The sequence below is a fragment of the Cupriavidus sp. GW821-FHT07C08 genome, assembly GCF_059419025.1.
On the sequence record NZ_JBWKQZ010000001.1, the window covers coordinates 338184 to 352608 of the forward strand.

Consider the following 14425-nt stretch of genomic DNA (forward strand, 5'->3'; position numbering starts at 1 on the left):
GACAGCACCTACGGAGGAACCCCCATGAGCGACCTGCAGGCACGCTTCGACCAGGCCCAGATCGACGTCAAGCAACTGAGCGAGCGCCCCAGCAATATGTCCCTGCTGCGCCTGTACGCCCTGTTCAAGCAAGGCAGCGAAGGCGATGCCCACGGCGACAAGCCTGGCATGACCGACTTTGTCGGCCGCTACAAGTTTGAAGCCTGGGAAGCCCTGCGCGGCACCGCGCGCGAACAGGCGATGGAGCAGTACATCGCGCTGGTGGAAGAACTGCGCAGCGGCGCAGCCAGCTAAGCCGGCGCAGCCAGGCCCGGCGGCTTCAGGCCGCCGGCACCGGCCGCGGCCGGATCCGCCACGCCGCGAACATCGCGCTGGCGATCACCACGCCCACCGCCAGGAAGGTTTCATCGAAGGCCCGGATGCGCGCTGCCTGCACGGCGGCGTCGCCGGCCTGGCCCAGCACCGCGCCGTGCTCCGCCAGCCGCCATTGCAGCCCCACGCCGGCCAGGCTCACGCCGATGGCGCCGCCCAGCTGGCGCAGGAAGTTGATGCAGCTCGAGCCCTGCGCGATCAGCGTGAAGTCCACCCCCCGCATTGCCCCCAGCGTCAGCGACGGCAGGATGCAGCCCAGCCCGATCCGCCCCAGCACCGCCAGTGCCACCAGCACCAGATAAGGCGTGGCGCGCGAGCCCAGCGCCATCAGCAGGAACGACAGCGACAGCAGCGCCAGCCCGAACGACACCTGGACATGCGGCGCGATCTTGTGGGTGAAACGCCCCGATACGGCAATCGTCAGCGCCAGCACCACGCCCGCCGGGAACAGCACCAGGCCCGCGCGCGACGGCGTGTATTCCAGCGCCATCTGCATATAGATCGGCAGCAGGTAGGTCGAGCCGAACAGCCCCGCGCCGTAGATAAAGGCCACCACCGCCCCGGCCGCGAACTGCCGGTAGCTGTAGAGCCGCAGGTTCATCAGCGGATAGGCCGCGCGCAGCTGCCACAGCACGAACGCCACCAGCATCAGCACGCCAAAGCCCGACAACGCCAGGCCCGCCAGCACGCTCTCGCGCATCTCGACCACGCCGTTGAGCAGGCTGACCGTGGCAATGCCGGCCAGGCCCAGGCCGCGCCAGTCCAGCGGCTGGCGCTCGCCCATCATGATCGAGTCCACCGCCATGAAGCGCCGCGCCATCAGCACGCCAATCAGCGTCAGCGGCACCACCACGAAGAAGATCGAGCGCCAGCCGAAGGCCTCGACCAGGAAACCACCCAGGCTGGGCCCCAGCGCCGGCGCCAGCACCACGCCAAAGCCGAACATGCTGATCGCCTTGCCCTGCTCACGCTCTTCGAAGACGCGCAGGATCAGGATATTGGGCAGCGGCTGCATGATGCCCGCGGCAATGCCTTCGGCCACGCGCATCGCGATCATCACGCCGTAGGTCGGTGAAAAGCCGCCGAAGAACCCGCCCGCGCCCAGCAGCAGCGAGGCCCCCAGGAAGGTGCGGCGCAGCCCGTAGCGATTCAGCAGCCAGGGCGTCAGCAGCATCGACAGCGTCATCGCGATCATGAAGCTGGCCGCCACCCATTGCGCGCGCTCCTGCCCCAGCACGAAGTGCCGGCTCAGGTCCGGAATCGCTACGTTGATGATGGTGGACGAGACGATCGACGAGATCGTGCCCAGCATCAGCGTCACCAGCACCAGCCAGCGCAGCCGCTCGCCGTAGCGCTCACGCAGCGCCAGCCGGGTCGGCAGACCCGGCCGCTGGCCGGAACCCTCCGGCGTGGCGGAGCCCTCGCTCACCCCAGCCGTCCGGTGTCAGCGATCTCGCGGATCTTGCGCACGGTGTCGATATCGGACTCGTGGTAGGCGGATTTGACGATCTCGGCGTAGCGGTCATCGCCGCTGGCGTCGACCGCCGGCATGGTGGTGTTGTAGACAAAGCGCAGCAGCAGCGCGCCCGGGCCCGGGGTCTCGATCGCCATGGTGAGCGTGCCGCCGGCATGCTCGGCCGTGGCCGCGGTTTCATAGCGCACCTGCCGGCGCGGCTCGAACACCACATGATCCTGGATCGACGCCTCGCCAAAATGCAGCACGCGATCGATCCAGTTGTCGCCGCGGCCGACTACCTCGGCGCGGTCCAGCCCCAGCACGAAGAGTTCGGGCGACTCGGCGCGCAGCACCAGCCCTTGCCAGAGCTGGTCAGGCGTCAGCGGATCCAGTTGAGGATTGCCCGGATCGTTGATCTCAACCAAGTGCTCGAAACGCAACTTCATTCTCCGTGTCTGCAATGATTCGATATTATGAAGTCTCCGCGTGTTCGGGAGACCTTTTTGTCTGCGCGGTGCAACATGGCTTGACACGGGCCCATTGCCCTTTATCGACCAAAATCCACGCCAACTGGAGTCCCGCATGAGCGCCGCGCCGCTGGCCGAAACCGATCCCCTGGAGATCCTTGTCTACGCCGACTCGTTGTCATGGGGCATCGTGCCCGGCACGCGCCGGCGCCTGCCGTTCCCGGTGCGCTGGCCCGGCCGGCTGGAGCTGGGCCTGAACGCCGACGGCGGCACCCCGGTGCGCATCATCGAAGACTGCCTGAACGGCCGCCGCACGGTCTGGGACGATCCCTTCAAACCCGGCCGCAACGGCCTGCAGGGGCTGGCGCAGCGCATTGAAATCCACTCGCCGCTGGCACTGGTGGTCCTGATGCTGGGCAACAACGATTTTCAGTCGATGCACCCGCACAACGCCTGGCACGCCGCCCAGGGCATCGCCACGCTGGTGCAGGCCATCCGTAGCGCGCCGATCGAGCCTGGCATGCCGGTGCCGCCGGTGCTGGTCGTCACCCCACCCCCGATCCTCACCCCGCGCGGCCCGCTGGCGCCCAAGTTTGCCGGCGGCGAACATAAGTGGACGGGCCTGCCGCAAGCCGTGGCCGAGGCCTGCACGCAACTGGGCTGTCCGCTGTTCGACGCCGGCACCGTGATCCAGAGCAGCGAGGTCGACGGCGTGCACCTGGATGCCGACGCGCACCTGGCACTTGGCGACGCGCTGCGCCCGGTCGTGCGGCAGTTGTTGCGCGGCTAGCGCGCCGTTCCTGGCACCTGCTTGCGGCCGGCTGAAACATCACTCCTGACAGCAGGTGTCAGGAGACCCGGCGCACAATGCGGCCGCTCTCACACGGAACGCCGCCAGGAGGCTGTCATGGAGTTGCTGATCAATATCGATGTCGACGATCTGCCGCGCGGCATCGACTTCTACGCGCAGGGGCTTGGCCTGAGGCTGAACCGCAAGCTGTTCGACGGCACCGTTGCCGAAATGCTGGGCGGCAATACCCCGATCTACCTGCTCGCCAAGCCCGCCGGCACCCGCCCCACCCGCGCCGACACCCGGCTCGACTACCGCCGCCACTGGACCCCGGTCCACCTCGACTTTGTCGTCGCCAACCTGGAACAGGCCATCGAACGCGCGCTGGAAGCCGGCGCCGAGATCGAGGACTGGCCGCAGGACTTTGACTGGGGGCGGCAGGCAACGCTGTCAGACCCGTTCGGGCATGGGTTGTGTTTTATCGAGTGGAAGGGTCAGGGGTATGGGGCGGTGGCCGGCTGAGCCAGTGGCGCCGGCGGTGCGCTAGTTTTCGGACTATTCGCGTTTTCCTGACGTCGCCAGGATGTCACATTTCCATGCGGCATCGCGCTTGCCTGTTTCCTTGACGCCCCCGTTGTAATAACATTGTGCTGCCACCAAAACTGGTCACCACCATGAGGGACAAGAAATGAAAGCGACGATCCGCAAGATGGGCAACTCACAAGGTGTCCTGATCCCCAAGGCAATCCTGGCGCAGCTAGGTCTGGAGAATGAAGTGGAAATGGAAATCGTAAATGACGCGCTGGTGCTCCGGCGCCCCAAGCAAGCACCGCGGCAAGGCTGGGCGGAAGCCAGCCAGGCCATCGCCGCGGCCGCTGACGACGCCCTGGTTTTGGGCGACTTCCCCAACACCGACGACGCGGAGCTGAAATGGTAGCGCGCGGCGACGTCTGGCTGGTTGCGCTTGACCCGACCGTCGGCAGCGAGATCGAGAAGACACGCCCCTGCGTCATCCTCTCGCCGCCGGAAATGCACGACTACCTGCGCACCGTCACCGTGGCGCCAATGACCACCGGCAGCAGGCCGGCACCGTTTCGCGTGCCGGTGACCTTCCAGCGCAAGACTGGCCTGATCCTGCTGGACCAACTCCGGACCGTGGACAAGTCCCGGCTGGTCAAACGGGCCGGCGGCCTGAGCGACAGGATCGTTGAAGACACCTTGCGGACATTGCGCGAAGTCTTTGCGGACTGAGCCGTGACACAGAAGCATTTAATGCCGGCAATCTGGCGTCATTTGGATTCATAAGCATATGAAAAAGAAATAGACGCCAGATTCATTCCCGCTGCGCCATCTGGACGCAATTGCGTTAATCTGTGGCCCTCGCCCCGGTCAGGCGATCCCTGCCCAGGCGACAGTCTCACTCGCCACATAACCAGAATATCTCCAGAACTCCTATGCGCAGCACGTCTCTCATCAAGCGTCTGGCGGTCGCAGTGTCCGCCCTTGGTTTTATCGCCGCCGGCAGCGCGTCGGCCCAGGAACAGACCATCCGCGTCGGTACCGTCAGCGGCCCTGACGCCGAGGTCTGGCAAGTCGTCCAGAAGGTGGCCAAGCGCAATGGCCTGAACGTGAAGGTCGTTGAGTTCAACGACTATGTGCAGCCCAACGCCGCACTGGATGCCGGCGACCTGGACGCCAACAGCTTCCAGCACCAGCCCTACCTGGACAGCCAGGTGAAGCAGCGCGGCTACAAGATGCAGAGCGTGGGCTACACCTATATCTCGCCGCTGGGTATCTACGCGAAGAACCTGAAGTCGCCGAAGGACCTGCCGCAAGGCGCCAAGGTGGCCGTGCCCAACGACCCGTCCAATGAGAACCGCGCGCTGCTGCTGCTCCAGTCGCAAGGCGTGATCAAGCTGAAGGCAGGCGCCGGCACCAACGGTGTCAACGCCACCCCGCTGGACGTGGCCGAGAACCCGAAGAAGCTGAAGCTCGTGGAACTGGATGCCGCCCAGCTGGCCCGCGCCCTGCCCGATGTCAGCGCCGCCGTGATCAATACCAACTACGCGCTCGCCGCCGGCCTGCAGCCGACCAAGGACGCGATCGCACTGGAAGACATCCACAGCCCGTACGCCAACATCATCGTCGTGCGCACGCAGGACAAGGACAAGCCGTGGGTCAAGAAGCTGGTGGCAGCGTACCAGTCTGAAGACGTGCGCCAGTTCATGAAGGCACAGTACAAGGGCGCGATGGTGCCGTCGTTCTGATTGCCCGTGGCACATCCGGATCGCCGTAGCGCAGTCCGGCCAGCGATGCTGCGCATGCCCGCCGGCGGTGCTTGCAAATTTGTGAACCTTCGGTAAAATGCGCCGCTCACCTTGCCCAGGTGGCGGAATTGGTAGACGCACTAGGTTCAGGTCCTAGCGGTGGCAACACTGTGGAGGTTCGAGTCCTCTCCTGGGCACCAATATTTAGAAAGGCTCGCGCAAGCGAGCCTTTCTTCGTTTCAGCCCGTATTAAAGCGGCTCAGCGTTTTTCCGGCTGCCCCAGGACCGGGGGCGCCGGCGGCGGCAGCGGCGTGGCAACCGGCTCCAGCCCGGTCGTTCGCACGATCGTGGCTGCCGCCGGGGACGCCAGGAACTTTACAAACCGCGAAGCCGCCGCGCTCTGGTGGCCCGCCACCCTCCCGGCGGAGAAGAAAACCCGCTGCTGCAGTTCAGCTGGCAGCGGGCCGACGAAATCCAGCTCCTTGAACGGCAGCAGCTCGCTGACTTGCTGGAAGCCGATTTCCGCATCGCCTCGGGCCACCACGGCGCCGACGCGCTCGCTGTTGATCTTGCGGGCCTTGTCCTTGATCTGGTCCGCGACGCCGAGCCGCTGGAACAATTCACCGGACAGATAAGTCCCGCTGGCGCTGGCTGAATACGCAATCGATTTAGCGTTGAGCAAGGTCTGCTTCAGGCCCTCCACGGTGCTGATATCGGGCTTGGGCGTGCCCTTGCGGACCGACATGCCGATCAGCGACTGAGCCAGGTCCACCCGGCTGCCCGCTGCCACCTTGCCCTCCGCTATCAGCTTGTCGAGACCCGAGTCCGCCAGGATCACCACATCAAAGGTCTCGCCGCGTGCCAGCCGGCTGGGGATGGAATCGGGTGCATTGCCCATCGACGCGCCATAGGCGGTGATGATCCGGTCCTGCGTGGCGGCTTCATACAGCGGCACCAGTTGCTGGTATGCCGCAGTGAAACCGCCCGAGGTAATCACACGGATATCGTCTGCCCAGGCGGGCGCGGCCAGCCATACCAGGAAAACCAGTGCGGCCTTTCTGGCGGCCAGGGCGGTCAGCTTCATTTCGTCTCCAAGATTTCGTTGCTGGCGCCGTAAGAGCGCCAGTCTTCTTCGTTCTTCTGCATTGCCAGAGTATTCGCATAACACTATTCTGTGAATTGCAATGTTCTGATGATTTCATGCATGTCACGCATCAATTTCGCACTTGAGGATTTGCAGGCATTTATCGCCACGGCGGAGAAAGGCAGTTTCCGGGTGGCCGCCGAGGCCCTGCATATCTCGCAACCCGCGCTGAGCCGCAGGATCGACAAGCTTGAAAAGACGCTCGGCTCACGCCTGCTCGAGCGCACCACCCGCCGCGTGGAAATGACACACGTCGGCAGGCAGTTCCTGGAGGAAGCGCGGACTGCGCTGGATATTCTCGACAGCGCCGTGTTCCGCCTTGGTGACGAAGCTGCGCTCCGGCGCGGGCTGGTGACGGTGGCGGCGATACCGTCTGCCGCGGCGCATCTGCTGCCGGATGCCATCAGCGTGTTTGCAGCGCGTCATCCTGGCGTGCGCGTGCGCGTGATCGACGAAAGCGCCAACGCGGCGCTGTCCAGCGTGCTGTCGGGCGAATCGGACTTTGGGCTCAACTTCATGGGTTCCCAGGAACCCAATATCGAGTTCCGCCCGATCCGTACCGAGCCCTATCTGCTGGTGTTGCGGCGCGACCATCCCTGGGCCGATCGCAAGTCGGTCGCATGGGCGGACCTGGCGGGGCAGCGCATGGCCGGCGTGTCCAGGCAAAGCGGCAATCGCGCCCTGATCGAGAATGCCATCGCCCATCTTGAACAGCGCCCGACCATCTATTACGAAGCCAACCACGTGGTTGGCGTGCTGGCGCTGGTGGAAGCCGGCCTCGGCATGGCCGTGCTGCCGGGCCTGGCACTGCCACGCGATCATCCCCGCCTGTGCGCCATCGCGCTGACCGAGCCTGCCGTGGACCGTGTCCTGGCGCTGATACGCCGTCGCGACCGGGCGTTGCAGCCTGCGGCCAAGGTGCTGTTTGACATCCTCACCTCTGACGCTGAAATGTCCGCCGATTGACCAGCAACAGTGGCCCACTGCATCTCAACTGGATTTCTTGCGCCAAAGCCGGCCGAGGGACTTGCAAAATCCGCAGCGCGCTGTAAAATCCGGCGCTCACCTTGCCCAGGTGGCGGAATTGGTAGACGCACTAGGTTCAGGTCCTAGCGGTGGCAACACTGTGGAGGTTCGAGTCCTCTCCTGGGCACCAATATTTAGAAAGGCTCACGCAAGCGAGCCTTTCTTCGTTTCAGCCCGGGAAGGGAAGTCCTTGAGGACTTCCCGCGAGGACGAGAAAAGGCAACGCTTGCAAGCGTTGCCCGGAGTCGCGCCTGGGTGACCGAGTCCTCTCCTGGGCACCAAGGTTTCAAAGCGAAAAGCCCGCACGAAAGTGCGGGCTTTTTGTTTTGCCTCGACGGACTCGTCATTCATCCGCGCACAGCTTTGCCGCCGTCTGGTCCAGCTGCGCCTTCACCATTGCCAACAGCGAATACACGTTGTGGCAACCCTCCGAACGCTCGCTCTCGATTTCAACCAGCAACAGCAGAGCACTGAGGCCAGCGCTGATTTGCTCAAGGGAGTCGATCGTGCCGGCCGGCACGATATGCCGGGATCCTGCAGGGTGATGGGTAGACATTTGCATCGCGCTTTTCTCCTTTTGAGAACGCCCGCCTGCCTAAGTATGAAGAAGGTGGCGGGCCAGACAACGGGGGTGACATTGCCGGTGCAACAGTGACGGAAAACCGGCCAGCCATAAGGCTGCCCCGCCCGGCCCGCCGTGGAAAACGGCCTGCTCGCGGATTTTTTATCTGGTCATTGTTGCTTTGCCGGGTTGTCACCCCCGCTCACCGAACCCTTCGGTGAGGCTTGCAGTTTCCCGCCCCCGCGATAGTGCGACGATAAGACGTTTCGCATTCGCCACTCCGCCATCGATCGCGTAGTATTCCTATCCAAAGGCGCGGCCGGGCCGCCTGACAAAAATCACTACGGAGAACTACCGTGGGCAAACTGCAAGAGCGTCGCCATTTCCTCGGAGCCGCGCTGGGCGGCCTGCTTATCCCCGCCCTGCCCGCCTGCGGCGGCGGCAATGACGATCCGCCCAACCCTCCCGAGCCAGTTCCCGAATCCCGGATCACCCAGGCCATTGCCCAGCTCGACAAGCTGGCCGCCAACCTGATGGCCAGTTCCCGCGTGCCGGGCATGGCCGTCGCCGTGGTGCGCGGCAACCAGACCGTTTACGCCAAAGGCTTCGGCCGCCGGCTGGTGACCGACCCCGCGCCGGTCGATGCCGACACCGTGTTCCAGCTGGCATCGGTGTCGAAATCCGTCGGCGCCACCGTGGTGGCACGCCAGGTCGGCCGTGGCGGCATCGGCTGGGATACGCCGGTGCGCGCGCACCTGCCCTGGTTTGCGCTGTCCGACGCCGAGGTCACGCAGGCCGTCACCATCGGCGACCTCTACGCCCACCGCTCCGGCCTGCCCGACCACGGCGGCGACCTCCTTGAAGACATGGGGTACGACCGCCGGCAAGTATTGACGCGACTGCGCTACCTGCCGCTGCATCCGTTCCACGCGGTCTACGCCTACACCAACTTTGGCCTGACCGCCGCCGCCGAGGCGGTCGCCACCGCGGCCGGGATCGACTGGGCCGCGCTGTCCGAGCAAGCCATCTACCAACCCCTGGGCATGACCCGCACCAGTTCGCGCTACGCCGACTTTGCAGCACGCGACAATCGCGCCCTGGGCCACGTCAGAGTCAATGGCAACTGGGTGCAAGGCGCTGGCCGGATGCCGGATGCGCAATCTCCCGCCGGCGGCGTCAGTGCCTCGGTCAACGACATGGCGAAATGGCTGGCGATGCTGCTCGCCAAGGGCGAGTTCGCCGGGCAACGCGTGGTCGACGCCGCCGCGCTGGCCCCCACGCTGAGCCAGCAGATGCAGAGCAGCCCGCCCGTCGACGGACGCCCTGCCGGCTACTACGGCTATGGCTTCAATGTCGGCACCACCGAGCTTGGCCTGACCTCCTACAACCACTCCGGCGCCTTCGTGTCCGGCGCGGCCACCAACTTCACCGCGTTGCCGGCGCTCAACCTGGCCATCGTGACGCTGACCAACGCGCAGCCCATCGGCGTTCCGGAAACCCTGAGCGCACAGTTCTTCGACCTGGTGCAATTCGGCACCATCCGCCGCGACTGGGGCAAGATCTACGGCGACGCATTCGCGCCGCTGCTGGCGCCGGAAGGCCGGCTGGTCGGCCAGCCGCGCCCCGCCAATCCGCTGCCGGCGCGCGCACTGTCAGCGTACACCGGCACCTACCAGAACGACTACTACGGCCCGCTGCAGGTCGCCGACCAGGGCGGCACGCTGGTGATGACGCTGGGCGCCACCCCGCTGGTGCTGCCGCTGAGCCACTGGGACGGAGACGTCTTCACCTTTACGCTCGACAACGAGAACGCCACGCCCGGCACGATCTCGCAGGCGGCGTTCTCCAGCGACCGCGTGTGGCTGGAGTATTACGACCACGAAGGCTTGGGCATGTTTGTCCGCTAGTACTGCAAGTTGCCGGGCCAATTCAACCAGGAGAATGACGCATGAGTAGCTGGCTGGCAAAGGCCGTTGGCGCGCTTGGCTGCGCCCTGGCGTTCCTGGCAGGTCCGGCGTGCGCCGCGGATCCGGCGACCCTGACCATTTCGGCAGGCACGCAGCAGCGCAGCTGGACCCGCGACGAACTGCTGCGCGATCCGCGCCTGGCCGAGGTGACGGTGGATGACGACAACCTGAAGCGCCGCCTCACGTTCAAGGCCATCCCCCTGACAGCCCTGCTGCGGGGCATGCCGGTCAACGACAGCGCCAGTGCCACGACCGCGGCCAGCGATGGCTATGTTGCCCACTTGCCGATGCGCCTGTTGCTGGCCGAGCGCGCCGACGGCCCACGCGCGTGGCTGGCGGTCGAGAATCCCGCCGCGCCGTGGCCAAGGCTCAAGGACCAGGACATCGGCCCGTTCCGCCTGATCTGGACCGTGCCATCCGGGCGCGCCGCCGCGGCGATCAACGAGAGTCACTGGACCTACAGCATCGTGCGCATCGACATCACCGCGTCGCCCGCCGAGCGCTATGCAGCCATCCGGCCCGCCGCTGGCCAGCCTGCCGATGGACCGGTCATGCGCGGCTTCGCAACCTTCCAGCGCGTCTGCTTCTCGTGCCACTCACTCAACCGGGTCGGCGATGCCAACCTCGGCCCCGACCTGAACGTGCCGTACAACCCGGTGGAGTACCTGGGCGACGACAAGCTGGCCAAGCTGATCCGTGACCCGCAGTCATTGCGCTGGTGGCCTAACTCGCGCATGTCGGCCATCGACGAACAGACGCTGTCCAACGCGGACTTGAAGGACCTGCTGGCGTACCTACGTCATATGGCCGGACGCAAGGCGGCTGCGCCAGCTCACGCAACGCGATAGCGCCGAATGACCTCCGGATCCGGGTCGATGCCCAGGCCCGGGCCAGCGGGTACCGCGATCATGCCATCGCGCGGCACCACGGCATCGCCAAGCACTTGCGCGTCCATGTCGAAGTAGCGCCATTCGATCATGGCCGCGGCATCCCCCAGCGCTGCCGTGGCGTGAATGCTGGCCAGCAGCCCCGGACCGTCATAGAAGGTATGGACCATCACTTGCGTGTTGTGCGCCTCGGCCAGCGCAAAGACGTTGCGCAAGGCGCTGATGCCACCCATCTTGGCCGGGCTGGGTTGCACCACATCGACGGCGCCCACGCTGAGCAGGTGCTGGAACTCCATCAGCGTGGTGGCATTCTCGCCGGCGGCGACCGGGATGGCGCACTGCTGGCGCAGGGCGGCCAGTCCGGCGTAGTTCTCCGGCGGCCACAGGGGCTCTTCCAGCCACCGTAGCGACAAGGGTTCCAGCGCGCGCGCCATGTCGATGGCCTCATGGAGCGGCCACGGGCAGTTCGTATCCAGCGTGATCTCGATATCCGGGCCTGCCACTTCGCGCGCGGCGCGGATGACCGTCAGGTCGACCTCATGCAGCTTCAGGCTCCGGTAGCCATCGGCGATGGCCCGCCTGACGTTGACCGCCATCGTTGCGGGATCGGCATACCGGATCAGGCTGGCATAGGCAGGCAGGCGGTCCCGCCGCGCGCCGCCGAGCAGCTGGTGAACGGGCAACCCGGCCGCTTTGCCGCAAAGGTCCCACAGGGCGATATCGAGCGCGGACAGCCCGTAGAAGATGGCCCCGCTGCGCCCGAAGACATGGAACCTGCGCTGCAGGTCCAGGCCGATGGCGTCGATCTGGGTTGCGTCCCGGCCGATGCAGGCAGGTGCCAGCATCTGTTCGATGGCAGCCTTGACCGCCGGAATCCCCACGAATCCGAAGGTCTCGCCCCAGCCGACCAGCCCGTCGTCGGTCGTCACCTTGAGCAGCAGCGAGTCGGCGGCCTGCATCCCGGCGCCGCCCCAGACGCCCGCGGCGGAAACGCCGCCCACCGTGAACGGAACGCGCAGGACGATGGCTTCGATGCTTGCGATCTTCATGGCGCGCCCTCCTTCCGCTACCCGCAGTCCGCCCGTGCATCGCATAAGGCGATGCCGGGCAGAGTTCAATATAGGCGAGAAGGCAAGGAATCGAATGACCGCTGGTCACCTACTCGATCGTCACCTTCCCGTCCTTCACCAGCCTGGCGAACTTGACCGTCTCGTCCTGGATCCTCTTGGCAAACTCCTGCGGGGTGCTCGCCATCGGCTCGGCCCCGACCGCCGCCATGCGCTGCTGGAAGTCCGGCGATTTCACGATCTTGACGATCTCGGCATTCAGCCGCGTCACGATGGGCGCCGGCGTGGCGGCCGGCGCCAGCACGCCAAACCAGGTGCCGATATCAAAGCCCTTCAGCCCCGCCTCTTCCAGCGTCGGCACATCAGGCAGGACGCTGGACCGCCGCGCGGTGGTCACGGCCAGGGCGCGCAGCTTGCCCGATTTGATGTGCTGCAGCACCGGCGTCAGGGTATCGAACGACATCGTCACCTGCCCGCCGAGCAGATCGGTCGTCAGCGGGCCGCTACCCTTGTAAGGCACGTGCAGCAGCGGCGCACCCGTAGCGGCCTGGAACTGGGTGCCGATCAGGTGCTGTGCGGTGCCGTTGCCATTGGAGCCATAGGCAAACTCCGGCGATGCCTTCTTCGCCAGGGCCACCAGTTCACTGACGTTCTTCGCCGGCGTCTTCGCAGCATTGATGACCAGCACGTTGGGCACCATGGCGACCGTGGCGATGGGCGCCAGGTCCTTCTGGAAGCTGTAGGGCAGCTTCTTGTAGACGCTGCTGGCGATGGTATGGTGCACCGCGCCCATCAGCAGGGTGTAGCCGTCGGGCTTGCCCTTGGCGACGTAGTCCGCGCCCACGGTGGCCCCGGCGCCGGGCCGGTTCTCGACGATCACGGGCTGGCCCAGGCTTTTCGACAACTGGTCGCCCAGCGCGCGCGCCAGCACGTCGGTGGTGCCGCCGGAAGGGAACGGCACCACCAGGGTGATCGGCTTGGCCGGCCACTCCTGCGCCAGGCATGCGCCGCTGAGGATAAAGCCGGCAGCCAGCACGGCCGCCGCGGAAATACGACGTACGAGTTCAGTACCACGCATGATTTGTCTCCTGAATATTCTATGTTTCCCGCCAGCTTCGGCGGGTTGACGCTCTAATTCACCTGCGAAATTGCCTGCCTCCCCGCAAAGGTGGCCGCGCACCCCAGCTCGGCCTCAATAAACAGCAGCCGGTTGTACTTGGCCACGCGGTCGGAGCGGCTCAGCGAGCCGGTCTTGATCTGCGTGGCCGCGGTGCATACGCTCAGGTCGGCGATGGTGGTGTCTTCCGTCTCGCCGGAGCGGTGCGACATCACCGATGCGTAGCCGGCCCGCTCCGCCACCGTGATGGCCTGCAGGGTCTCGGTCAGCGTGCCGATCTGGTTCGGCTTGATCAGGATGGCGTTGGCCAAGCCTTGCGCGATGCCTTCCTCGAGGATCGCGGCATTGGTCACGAACAGGTCGTCGCCCACCAGCTGCACGCGCCCGCCCAGGCGCTCGGTCAGCAGACGCCACCCTTGCCAGTCCTGCTCCGCCATGCCGTCCTCGATGGTGACGATGGGGTACTGGCGCACCCAGCTGTCCAGCAGGTCGACAAAGCCGTGCGCGTCATAGCTGCAGCCTTCCGACTGCAAGGCATAGCGGCCGCCGTCATAGAACTCGGAGCTGGCTACGTCCAGGCCCAGTGCAATGTCACGGCCGGGCCGGAAGCCGGCGGCTTCGATGGCCTGCATGATGACCTCGAGCGCATGCTCGTTCGACGCCAGGTCCGGCGCAAATCCGCCTTCATCGCCCACCGCCGTGGCTAAGCCGCGCGCCTTCAGCACGCCCTTGAGCGTATGGAACACTTCCGCGCCCCAGCGCAATGCCTCGGAGAAGCTTGGCGCGCCAACCGGCAGGATCATGAACTCCTGCATATCGACGCTGTTGTCGGCATGCGCACCACCGTTGACGATATTCATCATCGGCAGCGGCAGGCGGTTCTCTGGCCTGCCGGCGCCAACCGAACGGTACAGCGGCAAGCCGGCCGAAGCCGCTGCCGCCTTGGCGCTGGCCAGCGAAACGGCCAGCAGCGCGTTGGCGCCAAGGCGCGACTTCTCTGGCGTTCCATCGAGGCGGATCAGGCAGGCATCCACCTCGGCCTGGTCCGCGGCGTCCAGGCCGTTGAGCGCTCGCGCGATATCGACGTTGACGTGCTGCACCGCCTTCTGCACCCCCTTGCCGAAATAGCGTCGCTTGTCGCCGTCACGCAATTCCAGCGCTTCACGCGATCCCGTGGATGCACCGGACGGCGTGGCAGCGAAGCCCTCCGCGCCATCGGCCAGCACCACCTGGGCCGCCACCGTCGGGTTGCCCCGGGAATCGAGCAGCTCGTAGCCGCGGATTTCCCTGATTGCAGTCATGT

At 65.7% G+C, this 14425-nt stretch carries 16 protein-coding genes and 2 tRNA genes; 11 read left to right on the top strand and 7 right to left on the bottom strand.

What is annotated here, in order from left to right:
* Window positions 1-24 precede the first annotated feature (24 nt).
* Window positions 25-294 carry an acyl-CoA-binding protein gene (locus tag AC07UK_RS01630; protein ID WP_011615505.1) on the top strand — a complete coding sequence of 90 codons (270 nt, stop codon included), beginning with the start codon at window positions 25-27 and terminating at the stop codon, window positions 292-294.
* A gap of 25 nt (window positions 295-319) precedes the next feature.
* Here AC07UK_RS01630 and AC07UK_RS01635 read toward each other — a convergent pair whose 3' ends face one another.
* Window positions 320-1801 (bottom strand): DHA2 family efflux MFS transporter permease subunit, encoded by a 1482-nt coding sequence (locus AC07UK_RS01635; protein ID WP_436221926.1) that lies wholly within the window; start codon window positions 1799-1801, stop codon window positions 320-322.
* Window positions 1798-2274, bottom strand: coding sequence for an SRPBCC family protein (locus AC07UK_RS01640; protein ID WP_436221927.1), 477 nt, complete (start codon window positions 2272-2274; stop codon window positions 1798-1800). The genes AC07UK_RS01635 and AC07UK_RS01640 overlap by 4 nt, the downstream gene beginning before the upstream one ends.
* Window positions 2275-2410: 136 nt before the next feature.
* Between AC07UK_RS01640 and AC07UK_RS01645 the strand changes: the two genes are divergently transcribed.
* The 6 genes from AC07UK_RS01645 to AC07UK_RS01670 all read left to right on the top strand — a co-directional run bounded on the left by AC07UK_RS01645 (window position 2411) and on the right by AC07UK_RS01670 (window position 5552).
* Window positions 2411-3085 (top strand): SGNH/GDSL hydrolase family protein, encoded by a 675-nt coding sequence (locus tag AC07UK_RS01645; protein ID WP_494685371.1) that lies wholly within the window; start codon window positions 2411-2413, stop codon window positions 3083-3085.
* Window positions 3086-3202: 117 nt separating this feature from the next.
* Window positions 3203-3607, top strand: a complete 405-nt coding sequence (locus AC07UK_RS01650) for a VOC family protein (protein WP_494685370.1) — start codon at window positions 3203-3205, stop codon at window positions 3605-3607.
* Window positions 3608-3773: 166 nt separating this feature from the next.
* On the top strand, window positions 3774-4022 hold the full coding sequence (locus tag AC07UK_RS01655; RefSeq protein ID WP_436221930.1) for an AbrB/MazE/SpoVT family DNA-binding domain-containing protein: 249 nt from the start codon (window positions 3774-3776) through the stop codon (window positions 4020-4022).
* Window positions 4016-4336, top strand: a complete 321-nt coding sequence (locus tag AC07UK_RS01660) for a type II toxin-antitoxin system PemK/MazF family toxin (protein ID WP_114131003.1) — start codon at window positions 4016-4018, stop codon at window positions 4334-4336. Before AC07UK_RS01655 ends, AC07UK_RS01660 begins: the two co-directional genes overlap by 7 nt.
* Before the next feature lie 203 nt (window positions 4337-4539).
* Complete coding sequence (locus AC07UK_RS01665) at window positions 4540-5352, top strand: MetQ/NlpA family ABC transporter substrate-binding protein (RefSeq protein WP_479946699.1); 813 nt, start codon at window positions 4540-4542, stop codon at window positions 5350-5352.
* A gap of 113 nt (window positions 5353-5465) precedes the next feature.
* Window positions 5466-5552, top strand: a tRNA-Leu gene (locus AC07UK_RS01670).
* A 59-nt stretch (window positions 5553-5611) separates the two neighbouring features.
* Here the strand turns inward: AC07UK_RS01670 and AC07UK_RS01675 are convergent.
* The gene (locus AC07UK_RS01675; protein ID WP_436221932.1) at window positions 5612-6436 is read right to left on the bottom strand and encodes a substrate-binding domain-containing protein; all 825 of its coding nucleotides are present in this window, start codon (window positions 6434-6436) and stop codon (window positions 5612-5614) included.
* Window positions 6437-6556: 120 nt separating this feature from the next.
* Here AC07UK_RS01675 and AC07UK_RS01680 point away from each other — a divergent pair, with 120 nt between their 5' ends.
* Both AC07UK_RS01680 and AC07UK_RS01685 read left to right on the top strand, forming a co-directional pair.
* Window positions 6557-7462, top strand: a complete 906-nt coding sequence (locus AC07UK_RS01680; RefSeq protein ID WP_494685369.1) for a LysR family transcriptional regulator — start codon at window positions 6557-6559, stop codon at window positions 7460-7462.
* 103 nt (window positions 7463-7565) lie between these two features.
* A tRNA-Leu gene (locus AC07UK_RS01685) sits at window positions 7566-7652 on the top strand.
* 213 nt (window positions 7653-7865) lie between these two features.
* Here AC07UK_RS01685 and AC07UK_RS01690 read toward each other — a convergent pair.
* A complete protein-coding gene (locus tag AC07UK_RS01690; protein ID WP_436221934.1) occupies window positions 7866-8084 on the bottom strand; it encodes a hypothetical protein in 219 nt (72 codons plus the stop codon).
* Between the two features lie 356 nt (window positions 8085-8440).
* Between AC07UK_RS01690 and AC07UK_RS01695 the strand changes: the two genes are divergently transcribed.
* The gene (locus AC07UK_RS01695; RefSeq protein WP_494685368.1) at window positions 8441-9991 is read left to right on the top strand and encodes a serine hydrolase; all 1551 of its coding nucleotides are present in this window, start codon (window positions 8441-8443) and stop codon (window positions 9989-9991) included.
* A 41-nt stretch (window positions 9992-10032) separates the two neighbouring features.
* Window positions 10033-10899 carry a c-type cytochrome gene (locus tag AC07UK_RS01700; RefSeq protein ID WP_494685367.1) on the top strand — a complete coding sequence of 289 codons (867 nt, stop codon included), beginning with the start codon at window positions 10033-10035 and terminating at the stop codon, window positions 10897-10899.
* On the opposite strand, the gene AC07UK_RS01705 is transcribed toward AC07UK_RS01700, so the two are convergent.
* From AC07UK_RS01705 to eno, 3 genes are all read right to left on the bottom strand, one after another.
* On the bottom strand, window positions 10884-11987 hold the full coding sequence (locus tag AC07UK_RS01705) for a mandelate racemase/muconate lactonizing enzyme family protein (protein ID WP_436221937.1): 1104 nt from the start codon (window positions 11985-11987) through the stop codon (window positions 10884-10886). The two genes, AC07UK_RS01700 and AC07UK_RS01705, sit on opposite strands and share 16 nt — an antisense overlap.
* A 109-nt stretch (window positions 11988-12096) precedes the next feature.
* Window positions 12097-13083: a Bug family tripartite tricarboxylate transporter substrate binding protein gene (locus AC07UK_RS01710; protein ID WP_494685366.1), complete on the bottom strand. Its 987-nt coding sequence runs from the start codon at window positions 13081-13083 to the stop codon at window positions 12097-12099.
* A gap of 53 nt (window positions 13084-13136) precedes the next feature.
* Window positions 13137-14423 (bottom strand): phosphopyruvate hydratase, encoded by a 1287-nt coding sequence (gene eno, locus AC07UK_RS01715; protein ID WP_436221939.1) that lies wholly within the window; start codon window positions 14421-14423, stop codon window positions 13137-13139.
* Window positions 14424-14425 lie beyond the last annotated feature (2 nt).